This window comes from Streptomyces sp. NPDC029164 (assembly GCF_055563995.1).
Window position 1 is genome coordinate 385,074 of the sequence record NZ_JBVHWW010000001.1, and the last position, 11,687, is coordinate 396,760.

Annotated in this window: 12 protein-coding genes; 5 read left to right on the forward strand and 7 right to left on the reverse strand. The window is 73.9% G+C overall.

Annotated features, from left to right (window positions below; genetic code table 11):
- Positions 1-30 precede the first annotated feature (30 nt).
- Complete coding sequence (locus tag ACZ4VT_RS01695; protein ID WP_467945915.1) at positions 31-951, forward strand: SigB/SigF/SigG family RNA polymerase sigma factor; 921 nt, start codon at positions 31-33, stop codon at positions 949-951.
- A gap of 33 nt (positions 952-984) precedes the next feature.
- Here the strand turns inward: ACZ4VT_RS01695 and ACZ4VT_RS01700 are convergent, their stop codons facing one another.
- The 4 genes from ACZ4VT_RS01700 to ACZ4VT_RS01715 form a co-directional block, all read right to left on the reverse strand.
- Positions 985-2,211 carry a cytochrome P450 gene (locus tag ACZ4VT_RS01700; protein ID WP_467945638.1) on the reverse strand — a complete coding sequence of 409 codons (1,227 nt, stop codon included), beginning with the start codon at positions 2,209-2,211 and terminating at the stop codon, positions 985-987.
- A 139-nt stretch (positions 2,212-2,350) separates the two neighbouring features.
- A complete protein-coding gene (locus ACZ4VT_RS01705) occupies positions 2,351-3,280 on the reverse strand; it encodes a 2-dehydropantoate 2-reductase (protein WP_467945640.1) in 930 nt (309 codons plus the stop codon).
- The gene (locus ACZ4VT_RS01710) at positions 3,277-4,257 is read right to left on the reverse strand and encodes a DMT family transporter (RefSeq protein ID WP_467945642.1); all 981 of its coding nucleotides are present in this window, start codon (positions 4,255-4,257) and stop codon (positions 3,277-3,279) included. Before ACZ4VT_RS01710 ends, ACZ4VT_RS01705 begins: the two co-directional genes overlap by 4 nt.
- 89 nt (positions 4,258-4,346) lie before the next feature.
- Positions 4,347-5,081 (reverse strand): ArsR/SmtB family transcription factor, encoded by a 735-nt coding sequence (locus ACZ4VT_RS01715; RefSeq protein ID WP_467945644.1) that lies wholly within the window; start codon positions 5,079-5,081, stop codon positions 4,347-4,349.
- A gap of 150 nt (positions 5,082-5,231) precedes the next feature.
- Here ACZ4VT_RS01715 and ACZ4VT_RS01720 point away from each other — a divergent pair, with 150 nt between their 5' ends.
- The 3 genes from ACZ4VT_RS01720 to ACZ4VT_RS01730 all read left to right on the forward strand — a co-directional run bounded on the left by ACZ4VT_RS01720 (position 5,232) and on the right by ACZ4VT_RS01730 (position 7,587).
- Entirely contained in the window at positions 5,232-6,065 is an 834-nt protein-coding gene (locus ACZ4VT_RS01720; protein WP_467945646.1) for a class I SAM-dependent methyltransferase, read from the forward strand.
- A gap of 267 nt (positions 6,066-6,332) precedes the next feature.
- Positions 6,333-6,926 (forward strand): GNAT family N-acetyltransferase, encoded by a 594-nt coding sequence (locus ACZ4VT_RS01725; protein WP_467945648.1) that lies wholly within the window; start codon positions 6,333-6,335, stop codon positions 6,924-6,926.
- Positions 6,927-7,041: 115 nt separating this feature from the next.
- Complete coding sequence (locus tag ACZ4VT_RS01730; RefSeq protein ID WP_467945650.1) at positions 7,042-7,587, forward strand: DM13 domain-containing protein; 546 nt, start codon at positions 7,042-7,044, stop codon at positions 7,585-7,587.
- A gap of 15 nt (positions 7,588-7,602) precedes the next feature.
- Here the strand turns inward: ACZ4VT_RS01730 and ACZ4VT_RS01735 are convergent, their stop codons facing one another.
- On the reverse strand, positions 7,603-8,229 hold the full coding sequence (locus ACZ4VT_RS01735) for a sigma-70 family RNA polymerase sigma factor (protein WP_467945652.1): 627 nt from the start codon (positions 8,227-8,229) through the stop codon (positions 7,603-7,605).
- Positions 8,230-8,306: 77 nt separating this feature from the next.
- On the opposite strand from ACZ4VT_RS01735, the gene ACZ4VT_RS01740 reads away from it, so the two are divergent.
- Positions 8,307-9,203 (forward strand): alpha/beta fold hydrolase, encoded by an 897-nt coding sequence (locus ACZ4VT_RS01740; protein ID WP_467945654.1) that lies wholly within the window; start codon positions 8,307-8,309, stop codon positions 9,201-9,203.
- On the opposite strand, the gene ACZ4VT_RS01745 is transcribed toward ACZ4VT_RS01740, so the two are convergent.
- Together ACZ4VT_RS01745 and ACZ4VT_RS01750 are read right to left on the reverse strand one after the other, a co-directional pair.
- Positions 9,149-10,390, reverse strand: coding sequence for a vWA domain-containing protein (locus tag ACZ4VT_RS01745; RefSeq protein WP_467945656.1), 1,242 nt, complete (start codon positions 10,388-10,390; stop codon positions 9,149-9,151). The genes ACZ4VT_RS01740 and ACZ4VT_RS01745 overlap by 55 nt on opposite strands.
- Positions 10,387-11,643 carry an AAA family ATPase gene (locus ACZ4VT_RS01750; RefSeq protein ID WP_467945658.1) on the reverse strand — a complete coding sequence of 419 codons (1,257 nt, stop codon included), beginning with the start codon at positions 11,641-11,643 and terminating at the stop codon, positions 10,387-10,389. The genes ACZ4VT_RS01745 and ACZ4VT_RS01750 overlap by 4 nt, the downstream gene beginning before the upstream one ends.
- Positions 11,644-11,687 lie beyond the last annotated feature (44 nt).

Genomic DNA, 11,687 nt, shown 5'->3' on the forward strand with positions numbered 1-11,687 from the left:
CGTGCCCAAGGAGCGACGACGATGACCCCCATGGCCACGGCCGAGGCCACGAGCCCGGCCACGCCCCCGACGACGGCCCCTACCGCCACCGGCGGGGCCGGATCCGTCCCTGCCCTCAGCGGGCTGCCCTCCGTGCCCCGCCCGCGGGAAGTGCCGACCGGCGACGCCCGGCAGCTGACCCGGCTGTTCTTCGAACGGCTGCGGAGCCTCGAAGAGGGCACCCGCGAGTACCAGTACGTGCGCAACACGATCATCGAGATGAACATCTCCCTCGTGCACTTCGTCGCCCGACCGTTCCGCGACCGCCCCGGCGGCCCCGAGAACGAGGACGTCGTGCAGGTCGGCGTCATCGGCCTGATCAAGGCCATCGACCGTTACGACCCCGAGCGCAACACGCAGTTCGCCACGCTCGCCGTGCCGTACATCACCGGCGAGATCAAGCGCCACTTCCGGGACACCACGTGGGCCGTGCGCGTGCCGCGCCGGCTGCAGGAACTGCGCGTGGAGCTGGCGAAGGCCACGGAGGCGCTGACCTCCGAGTCGGAGCACCCGCCCACCCCGGCGGAGCTCGCCGCGCACCTGGGCCTGACCGAGGACGAGGTCCGCCAGGGCCTGGTCGCGGCCAACGGCTACTCCACCCAGTCCATCGACGCGCCCCAGCAGCACACCGCCGGCAGCGCGCAGGGGCCCGCGGCCGGGCAGGCTCCGCGCAGCCTCGCCGAGACCCTGGGCGACATCGACCCCGCCCTGGAGGCGGTCGAGGACCGGCACGCGCTGGCGCCCCTGCTCGCCGACCTGGACGAACGTTCCACCCGCATCCTCCAGCTGCGCTTCGGCGAGGAGCTGACCCAGGCGGAGATCGGCGCGGAGCTCGGTCTCTCCCAGATGCAGGTCTCCCGCCTGCTCTCGCGCACACTGGGCAGCCTGCGCGAGGAGCTGCTGCACGACTGAGCCGCCGGTCGCACGGCGGGCCCGGCCGCCGGCTCACCAGGTCGCGTACAGGGCCTGCGGCGAGCGGTGGATCAGCGTGGGCCGCATCCGCGGTCGCGGACGGTCCTCGTCGAGCCGCAGCTCCGGCAGCCGGCGCGTGAACAGATCCAGTGTCAGACGGAGTTGCTCGCGCGCCAGCTGGGAACCGGGGCAGCCGTGGGCTCCGTGCCCGAACGCGAGGTGGTGGCGGTTCCCGGGCCGGGTGATGTCGAACTCCGCGGGCCGCTCGTACCGCTCCTCGTCGCGGTTGGCCGCACCGTACGCCACCAGCACGGTGGCCCCCGCCGGGAGTTCCGTCCCGGCGAGGGTCACCGGCCGCGTCGTGACCCGCCGGAAGGCCTGGATGGCGGTGTCGTGGCGGGCGGCCTCCTCCACCGCCGCCGGGACGAGCGACGGATCGGCGCGGAGCATCCGCCACTGCCGCCGGTCACCGAGCAAGTGCAGCAGCGTGGTGCCGATGAGGGCGCTCGTGGTGAGGAATCCGGCGATCAGCAGGTTCTGCAGACTCGTCACCAGTTCGTGGCGCTGTTCGAGGGTGAGCTCGGCGTCGCCGGGGGCGAGGGCCGCCACCATGGTGGAACACATGTCGTCCCGGGGCTTCGCGCGCCGGTCGCGGACGTACCCGTCCAGCAGGTGCTGGAGCGCCACCACGTCCTCGGCGGCAGCCGCCTGCTCCTGCGGCGACAGCGGCCGGAACAGCAGTTCCTCGGCCCGGTAGCCGCCGTGCACGGCGGCGGGCACGTCGGCCGGGTCCAGCCCGATCAGCCGCCCGACCACCATCCCGGGCAACCGCCGCGCGTACGCCTCCACCAGCTCCGCCGACCCGTCCGCCGCGAAGCCGTCCACCAACTCGCTCGTGCACGCGCGGATGTACGGCACCAGCGCCGCCACCCGGGCGGCGGACAGCCCCCGGTTCAGCGGGGTCCGGTGGCGCCGGTGGGCGGCGCCGTCCGAGGACACGACGGTCGGCCGGGGGCCGAAGCCCCGGGGCAGGACACCGAGCGCCGCCTCCGACAGCGCGACGTCCGGCAGCAGGGAGTTGGCCGAGGAGAAGTCCTCGGCGCGCAGCAGCACTTCCCGTACGTCCCGGTCGCGCGCCACCAGCCACGCGGCGAACTCGGGTACGTACGTCAGCCCTGCGGCCCGGCGGGCGCGGTCGTAGAGCGGGTACGGGTCGCGGTACAGCTCGTCACGCCGCGCCTGGTCGTCGTACGACGTCACGGGGACCTCCGGATCACGCTCGGGCCTGGCAGAGGCCATCGCCGTGGGCGACGGCCTTCGGTGCGCCGGGTCATCCTGCCCGAAGCCCGCCCGGGCCGGTAGGCCGCCCGTCCGGCGCCCGTCCGGCGCCCTTCCCCTGTCAGGAACGCGCCGCGGAGAGGCGGTGCTCGTGGACGCGCAGGTGCAGGGCGGCGAGGTCCAGCAGGGGAGTGGCCACCCCCAACGCGCGGGCGCGGACGGTGAGATCGGTCAGCACGTGGTCGGCCTCCGTCGGCGCCCCGGCCACGAGGTCGCGGTAGAGGGAGGGGGTGAGGGGGGAGCCGGAGGCCGTGACGGTCGAGGTGGTGAAGGCGCGTTCGGACTCCGGCACCGGGTGGCCGGCGGCCTCGGCCACCGCTGCCGCCTCGGCGAGCAGGGACGGCCCCAGGGCCGTGCCGCCCGGGACGGCGTTGACCTCACCGACCGTGCCGCGCATCAGGCAGGTCAGGGCCACCAGCGTGGAGATGAAGACCCACTTGTGCCACATGGCCGCGACGATGTCCCCGGTCTCCGGCGAGTCGATGCCCGCGTCGGCCAGGGCGGTACGGATCCGCTCCACACGGGCCGAGGGCCGGGCGTCGGTCTCACCGGTCAGGATGACCGCGGGCGGGGCCATGCGCAGGATGTCGCCCTCCGCGCTCAGGGTGGTGACCACTTTCGCGACCCCGCCGAGGACGGCTCCGGCCCCGAGGCGCGCGGTGAGCGCGTCGAGGTGGGCGACCCCGTTGAGCAGCGGCACGACGGCGGTGTCCGGGCCGACGGCGGGCTCGATGTCCGCCAGGGCCGTGTGCAGGGCGGTCGCCTTCACCGAGAGCAGGACCAGGTCGTACGGCCCGCCCGGGGCGTCGGCCGTCACCAGCCTCGGTGTCAGGTGGAGTTTCTCCCCCTGGCCTTCGACGCGCAGTCCGCGCGCCCGGAGGGCCTTCGCGCGGGCCGGCCGGACCAGGAAGGAGACGTCCTGGCCCGCCGCGGCGAGGCGGGCGCCGAAGAAGCCGCCGACGGCGCCCGCGCCGACCGTGAGGATCTTCATGAGGAGTGCCTTTCGTGCGTTCCGGTCAGGCCGGGTTCCGGACGGTCCGCGGGAAGCGGCCGCTCGTGTACGGGAGTCTGCGGGGAGCGCGGTCCGTACCGGGACACCGCGACGCCGGCGAGGCAGAGCAGGCCGCCGAGCAGGGACAGCCAGGCGGGTACCTCGCCCAGGAAGGCCCAGCTCAGCAGGACGACGATGGCCGGTACGGCGTAGGTCGTCGCGCCCAGCTTGCCCGCGGGCATGCGGGCCAGGGCGTAGGTCCAGGTGGTGAAGGCGAGGGCGGTGGGCACCACGCCCAGGTAAAGCATGTTCAGGGTGGCCGACAGGGGCGCGTGCGGTAGTTCCGAGGCCAGTTGCCCCGCGAACGGCAGGCAGACCACCGCTCCCGTCAGGCAGCTGAAGGCGGTGATCTGCAGGGGTGTTCCGTAGGAGAGCGCGGGCTTCTGCGCGACGACCCCCGAAGCGTAGGCCACGGCCGCGAGCAGGCACAGGACGACGCCGAGCACCGAGGTCGAGCCGCCCTCACCGGACGACATGGACAGGCCGACAACCACCGCTCCGGCGAAGGAGACGCCCATGCCCGCGAGCAGCCGCGGGGGCAGCGCCTCGCCGAGGAGGCGGGCCGCGAGGAGGGCCATGAGGATGGGCCCGGTGTTCACGAGCAGGGACGCCGTTCCCGCGTCGACCAGACGTTCACCCCAGTTCAGCGCGACCGTGTAGCCGCCGAACCAGACCAGGCCCGACACCAGGATTCCGCGCCGGGCCTCGCGGGGCGGCAGCCCCTGGCGGCGGACCAGGAGCAGGACGGCGAGCACCAGCGAGGCGGCCAGCAACCTGCCGAGGGCCAGCGCCCCGGGGGAGTAGGCGGCGCCCGCGCTGCGGATGGAGACGAAGGCGGAGGCCCAGGCGAACACCGTGAAGGAGACGGCGCCGATCGTGAGCACGGGGGGCGGGATTCGACCCGAGCGGAACGTCATACATGCACCCTACGACCGCAACATTTCGCTGTCGACCGAAATATTGCTCTGGATCCTGATCCGAATCCTGATCCGGATGCTGACGCGGGTCAGCTCCACGCGTCCGGAGTGAGCCCCAGCAGCTCGCCGAAGGCCCGCTCCCCGGCCCGGGTCACGTCCAGGGCCCGGCCGCCGCCGGCCGGCCGCACCACCCATTCCTCGCCCAACGCGTGCGCGCACAGCCGCGCCCCGGCGATCCCGCCCAGGTGGCGGCGGCGCTCGGTCCAGTCCAGGCAGGAACTCGCCAGCGGCCTGCGCCCCTCGTGGGCGAGGCCGATGCCCGCCTCCGCCCACCAGGACCGGCCCTCGTCCGTCAGCTCGAAGACGCCCTCCGTGCGCAGCAGTCCGCGCCGCTCCATCGCGTCGGTCACCGCCATGCCGAACCGGCCGGCGAAGTGGTCATAGCAGGTACGGGCGCGGGCCAGCGGGTCCGGTGCGGAGACCACGGGGACCGCGTGCGCCGCGTCCCGGTCCGGGATCGCGTACGAGGCGAGCTGGTCGACGAGGCGGGCGGTCGCGGCGTCCGCGATGCGCACGTAACTGTGCCGGCCCTGCCGCTCGGTGACACACAGGCCCGCGTCGAGCAGCCGGGACAGATGGCCGCTGACGGTGGACGGCGCGACCGCGGTCATCCGGGCCAGCTCGCCCGCGGTCCAGGCCCGCCCCTCCAGCAGCGTCATGCAGATGGCGGCCCGTGTCTCGTCGGCCAGGGCCGAGGCGAAGGCGGCGAGACGGGCGGCGGGCGCCGGCTCGTCCGCCGGCGTTCCGGCATGCGAGGTGTTCATGCGTCCCAGGATGCCCCATGATTTCGGCAGACAGCGAACCATTCCCCCTGTAGGGGGACCGGTGGGGGTCCTCTGTCGTGAGGGGTGCTTCCCGGGCCACACTGATGACCTCGGGGCAGGACGCTCCGTCACGAGGAGGGTGGTGGGGAGTTGTCGCGTGGATCTGCCGAGCAGCCCGCTCCGGTCGTACGCCCCGCGGTCTGGGAGACGTACGGACCGGCCGATCTCAGCGCGGTGCCGGTGTTCGCCGGCGGGTTCATCAACTTCGGTTTCTGGCAGTCCGTCGATCTCGAACGGCCGCTGTCGCAGGGTGACCGCATCCGGAGCGAGCAGGACCTCTACCGGCACGTGCTCGACGCCGCGGCCCCGGCGGGCGGCAAGGCCGTGGAGATCGGCTGCGGTCTCGGCCTCGGCTGCGCCCTCGCCCTCGACGAGTACGGGCCCGCCGCGATGACCGGCGTGGACATCCACCCCCAGCAGCTCCAGCGGGCCCGGAAGGCGAACGCCGCGCACCTCGAAGCGCAGCCGCACCGGCTGCGCTTCGTCCTCGGGGCGGCGGAGAGCCTGCCGCTCGGCGACGCGGAGTTCGACTCGCTCATCAGCGTCGAGGCGGCCCAGCACTTCCCGGACCTGTCCGCCTTCGCCCAGGAGGCGGCGCGGGTCCTGCGCCCGGGCGGGCGGGTGGCGGTCGCCAGCTTCTTCACCGTCGACGGCGCGCCCTCGCACGCCGAGCGGCTCGCGGGACTCCTCGACTCGTTCGCCAGCGGCCTGGACATCGCCCGGCCCGTCACCCGGCTCGCCGAGGCCCTCGGCGAGGCCGGATTCGCCGACGTCGAGGTCGCCTCGATCGGAGCGCAGGTCTGGCCCGGCTGGGACCGGTGGCTCGCCCGCCTCTGGAAACCCGGCACCTGGCCCCGGAACTTCCTGGCCGCCTGGGAGCAGCAGATCCTGGACTACTACCTGGTCACGGCCACCCGCCCGTAGTCTCGTTTCGAGGTGGTGAAGCGCGGCTGGGCGTCCTTGAGCACGTCGTTGTCGGCGGATGTTCCGCAACCGGTCAGGAGCAGTCCGCTGACAGAGACCGATGACAGAGACCGAAGCTCCCCAGGCCAGCGGGCGGAGGCTGATGTGCTGAGGCACGGGCGTGTCCCCACGTACATAACGGCTGGTGGATGCGAGGACTGTGTGTGCGGGGTGAGCGGCGGCGAAATTCGTTCGTCGTCCCGTTCCGGCCGCCCGTAGCATCCGCCCGTGACCGAGAACGAGTTGGACGACGCGCCCGTGACAGCCGACCGCGTGCTGTGCTGGCGGGGCAGGACGGTCGGGTTCGCACCGCTCGATGCCGAGGACGCCGAGGTGATGCACGCCTGGCGGTCCGACCCCGTGGCCGCCTTCGAGATCGGCTTCTGGCCGCGCTCCCTCACCTCGGTCCGTGAACGTCTGGAGCGGGACCGGGACGAACACGACCGGGACGACTTCCTGATCCTGCTCCCGGACGGCACGCCGATCGGCCACATCGCCCTGGTCGACCAGGACATGGCCGACGGCACGGCGGAGATCCACCTGGTGATGGACCCGCGGCACCGGGGGCGTGGCCTCGGCGCCGACGCCGTGGACGCACTGACCGATCTCGCCTTCGGTGAACTGCCCATGCAGCGCGTCCAGGCCGTCACCCACACCGGCAACACGGCCGCGCTGAACGTCCTGGCCAAGGCGGGGTTCGTCCAGGAGGGCGTGCGGCGCTCGGCCTGTCTGCACCGGGGGCGCCGCCTCGACGTCGCCGTCCTCTCCCTGCTCCGTGCGGAGTGGGAGGCGCTCGCGCGCCCACGCTCCTGGGAGCTCTGACCGGCTTCGCCCGCCCGGCAGGAGCGTGGTTTGATGACCGCACCGGGCGGGACCACCTCCGGGCGCCGACCCCACAACGGGCGGCGGTGCGCAGCGGCATGACAGAGGATCCACCATGGTACGTGAGCAGGGGCGGCGGCGCAGGCCGCTGCTGATCGGCGGTGCCGCGGTGGCGGCGGCCGGGCTGGCCTTCGGCCTGTACTGGTTCGAGCCCTGGAAGCTGTGGGTGGAGGAGTCGGTCAGCGAGGCCGCCCCTTCCGTCTCGGCCGCCCCGAACCCCGGCGCGTCGGCGAACCCGTCCGCCGCGCCGCGGACGGTGGCCGAGGGCAGCCTGATCAGCCACGAGCACGCCACCACAGGCACCGTCAAGCTCCTCCGCCTCGCCGACGGCTCCCACGTCCTGCGCGTGGAGGACCTGGACACGAGCAACGGTCCCGACCTGAGGGTCTGGCTGACCGACGCGCCCGTCATCGAGGGCGTCGACGGCTGGCGCGTCTTCGACGACGGCAAGCACGTCAGCCTCGGCGCCCTCAAGGGCAACAAGGGAGACCAGAATTACCCCGTTCCGGCCGGGGTGAACCCGGCCGACTACACCAGCCTCGCCATCTGGTGCGACCGCTTCGACGTCTCCTTCGGCGCGGCCACCCTCAAGCCGGTCTAGTTCGCGCAAGCCGGTCTAGTTCGCGTCCGGCCTACGCGAACGGAGGTCGTCCCGCTGGATGCGGTGGGCGAGGGCGCGCCGCATCGAGGCCGACGCGGTGGCGGCGGCGGTGGCGGCGGCCTTCGGCGGGACGTCGAGGCCGCGGCTGATCTCGTCGTACGCGCTCCGGTAGCCGGCGGGCAGCTCGGCCCGGTGCAGCAGCAGGTCCCCTTCGACCAGGCGGCGCAGCGCGTCGACGTTCCCGGGCGTGAAGCGCTTCCTCCCCCGGGCGAGGGCGTCGACGAGCCGGGCACAGCGGGCGGTGTCGCCGAACGCCTCGGAGATCTCCTCCGCGAGGCCCCACAGACGCCCTTCGAGCCAGGGCGTGTCGTACTGGTCGAGGGCGAGCCCCATCGGCGTCGGCGGCCCGTCCGTCCTGTGCTTCGCCGCCTGCTTGGACACGGCGGGCTGGCTCATGTCGGCGAGCCGCGCGATCCGGTCCTGGGTCCAGCCCCATCCGGCCAGCACACGGATCATCTCGGTGCGCAGCTGCCGCATCTCCTCTCCGGCGCGGATGACCTCGTTCATGCCGGCGAACATCCGCCCGGCCTGCTCCTCGGTCAGTGCCCCGGGGTGGTGGCGCGTGTCCTCTTCCCCTGTCATGCCTCGGTTATACACCGGTGCGCCATCTCGCCATAACCAGGTTGTACAACCTGGTTATGGGTGGCAGGATCCGGGACATGCCCACCTTCTCCGCTCCCGACGGAACCCAGCTCTCCTACCGTGTGACCGGCGACGGCGAACCGCTCGTCTGCCTTCCCGGGGGTCCCTCGGACTCCCGCTACCTCGGCGACCTCGGCGGCCTGTCCGCGCACCGCCGGCTCATCACCCTGGACCTTCGCGGCACCGGCCGGTCCGCGGTTCCCGAGGACCCCGCCTCCTACCGCTGCGACCGCCTGGTCGGCGACGTCGAGGCCCTGCGCGCACACCTCGGGCTCTCCCGGATCGACCTGCTGGCCCACTCGGGCGGCGCGAACCTCGCGGCGCGGTACGCCGCCCGCCACCCGGAGAGGGTCGCCAGGCTCGCCCTGATCGGCCCCGGAGTCCGGGCCGTCGGCATCGCCGTCACCGGGGAGACGCGCCGCGAGCTCGCGCTGCTCCGGAGCGACGAGCCGTGGTTCCCGGCCGCATTCGCCGCTCTGGAGGCGATCGCGGACGGCACCGGCAGCGACTGGGAGGCCGTCGCGCCCTTCTTCTGCGGCCGCTGGGACGCCGAGGCGCAGCGGCACCACGCGGCCGGCCGGCCCACCAACGGCGAGGCCGTCGCCCTCTTCGCCGCCGAGGGCGCCTTCGATCCGGAGGCCACCCGCGCCGCGCTCGCCGTCTTCGAGGCCCCCGTACTGCTGCTCGCCGGGGAGTACGACCTGAACAGCCCACCCCGGGCGGTGACCGAGTTCGCGGAGCTGTTCCCCGACGCCACCCTCGTCGTACAGCCCGGAGCGGGTCACTACCCGTGGCTCGACGACGCCGCCCGTTGCGTGGCGACGACCACGGCATTCCTGGACCGGAGAGCGGCCCCCGCTCACGACCCGATGGTCACCACCCGGGCCCACTCCGGCGGTGTGTCCGGCACGTAGTCCGGATTCTCCTCGTCCCATTGGTCCGTCCGCCCGCGGGGGAAGAGCCCCACCACCGTCCGGCACGGCGGCCGGCTGTCCGGCCAGGGCGTCTGGCCGTCGGTCAGCACCACGATCGCGTCCGGCCGCGGCCCCGTCCGGAGCGCCTTGGTGAAACCCTCCCGCAGGTTCGTGCCCCCACCGCCCAGCAGCGGGATGCCCTCGCCGCGGCACAGCGGGTGCACGATCCGGGCCGCCGCGTCACACGGCACCACGGTGACCAGGTCGCGCCGGCCGCCCACCGCGCGGGAGATCGAGGCGACCTCCAGGAGCGCACTGCCCAGTTCGGCGTCACTGACCGACGCCGAGGTGTCGATGACCACCGAGACCCGGGGCGGCCTGCGCCGCAGGCTCGGCAGCACCGCCCCGGGCACCCCGGCCGAACGCCGGGAGGGACGGCCGTAGCTGTAGTCCTCGCCGGCGCCCGAACCGGAGACCGCCGACCTGATGGCCGCCCCCAGCAGATCCCGCCAGGGCTGCGACGGGTGGAACGCCTCCTCCGCCCACCGCTGCCACCCCCGCGGGGTGTTTCCCGGACGGCCGTTGATGCCCTGGGCCACCCGGAACCGGACCGCGTCCCGTTCCTGCGCGCTGAGCCCGTGCGCGCCGTCCGGGCCCAGGTCCCACTCCCGGTCCAGTCCGTCGGCGCCACTGCCGCAGTCCAGCCAGGCCAGGCTCTCCGTAAGCGCCGAGAGCCGGAAGCGGCGCAGGTATTCCTCCATGAGCCGGCCGGTAGGCAGCCCCAGCGCCTCCGGCGTGACGGCGTCCTCGGGCCCGACCAGACCGTCTCCGAACGCGTCGTCGTTGATCTCGCAGTCCGCCGCGATGTTCATCCGCAGCCGTTCTCCGGGGCCGGTCAGTCCCTGCGCCCGTGCGTACCGGTCACCGCGCCCGTGATGGTCGCGCAGGAGGTGCGACACCTCGTGCACCCAGACCCCGGCGAGCTCCTCCACCGGCGTCCGGTCCACGAACGCGGGGGAGACGTAGCACCGCCAGTGCCGGTCGACGGCCATCGTGGGCACCCGCCGCGACTCCACGGTGTGCAGGGCGAACAGTGCCGTCGCGAGGTACGGCCGGACCCCGGCGGCGTGCAGCCGGGCGGCGAAGAGCTTGTCGAGGTCGAGGGCCCCCGGTGCGTCCGGGCTCACCGCCCGGCCCGCGCGGGAACCGCGATCCGCGCCGCGGCCCGGTCCGCCGCCCGGTCCGCGCGCCGGGACAGGGTCACCACGCCGGCGAGCCGCTCGATCGACGCCGGAACGTCCCAGTCCTCCCGGCGCAGCGTGGCGAGCGTGGTCGCGGGGACGACCAGCAGGTCCGGGGCCCCGGTCTCCAGGGCCCGGACCAGCAGGGCCCATGCCGCGTCCCAGCGGGACTTCTCCGGCCGCAGGCGGACCGCCGCCACCACCGCGTCGAGCGCGGCCTGGCGCAGGTCTCCCCGCTCGGGCAGGACGGCGCCCGCCGGGTCGGCGAGCAGGTCCTCGGGGTCGGGGAGGTCCATCCGGTCGAGTCCGGCGAGCAGTTCAAGGGCCGGACCGTCCCCTACGGTGCCTCTGACCAGCAAGGACAACACCTCCCGGGAGGAGCCGGCGGCGGTCGCGAACGCGATCAGGCGCAGTGTCATGTCCCAGCTGCGCGGGGAGGGCCACGGGCCGCCCCGCCGTGTCTCACTGCTGGGCAGCCGGTGCACGAGCGTGGGGCGGGCGGAGAGGAAACCGCACACCGCACGGCGGGCGTGGTCCACGGCCGCCGGCAGTGCCTGAGCGTCGAGGTGCGGCAGGCCCGCCCGGGGCCACGTCCCGCCGAGCCCCCGCACCACGACCTCGTGGTCGTGCGTCCACTGGAGATGGACGAACCGGTTGGCCAGCGGTGGACTCAGCTCCCAGCCGTCGGCGGCCGAGGACCGCGGGTTGGCGGCGGCCACGATCCGGACCTCGGGCGGCAGTTGAAGCGCGCCGATCCGCCGTTCGAGTACGAGGCGCAGCAGCGCGGCCTGCACCGCGGGCGGCGCGGTGGACAGCTCGTCCAGGAACAGCAGCCCCCGGCCGGCCCGTACGAGGCGGACGGCCCAGTCCGGCGGGGCCATCGGGACGCCCTGTTCGGCGGGGTCGTCGCCCAGGACGGGCAGGCCGGAGAAGTCGGACGGCTCGTGGACGCTGGCGATGACCGTGGTCAGCGGAAGGTCCAGGGACTCGGCGAGCTGGGTCAGGGCCGCCGTCTTGCCGATCCCCGGCTCGCCCCACAGGAGGACGGGCAGGTCGGCGGCCACGGCCAGGGTCAGCGCCTCCAGTTGGGCGTCGGAGCGCGGTTCGGTGGTGGTGTCGCGGAGCAGCGAGAGCAGCTCACCGGCGACGTCGAGCTGGGAGGCGCCGGCCGGGTCGGCCAACGGGGTGTGTGCGGGCATGTTCGATCACCTTGTGGTCTCGTGAGCGGTGGAGGGAACGGGCG

Coding starts and splice junctions, on each gene's coding strand:
- ACZ4VT_RS01710 (WP_467945642.1), bottom strand. CDS start 4,257: ATGACGTTCCGCTCGGGTCGAATCCCGCCCCCCGTGCTCACGATCGGC.
- ACZ4VT_RS01740 (WP_467945654.1), top strand. CDS start 8,307: ATGCCCACCTTCTCCGCTCCCGACGGAACCCAGCTCTCCTACCGTGTG.
- ACZ4VT_RS01695 (WP_467945915.1), top strand. CDS start 31: ATGGCCACGGCCGAGGCCACGAGCCCGGCCACGCCCCCGACGACGGCC.
- ACZ4VT_RS01715 (WP_467945644.1), bottom strand. CDS start 5,081: ATGAACACCTCGCATGCCGGAACGCCGGCGGACGAGCCGGCGCCCGCC.
- ACZ4VT_RS01730 (WP_467945650.1), top strand. CDS start 7,042: ATGGTACGTGAGCAGGGGCGGCGGCGCAGGCCGCTGCTGATCGGCGGT.
- ACZ4VT_RS01750 (WP_467945658.1), bottom strand. CDS start 11,643: ATGCCCGCACACACCCCGTTGGCCGACCCGGCCGGCGCCTCCCAGCTC.
- ACZ4VT_RS01705 (WP_467945640.1), bottom strand. CDS start 3,280: ATGAAGATCCTCACGGTCGGCGCGGGCGCCGTCGGCGGCTTCTTCGGC.
- ACZ4VT_RS01735 (WP_467945652.1), bottom strand. CDS start 8,229: ATGACAGGGGAAGAGGACACGCGCCACCACCCCGGGGCACTGACCGAG.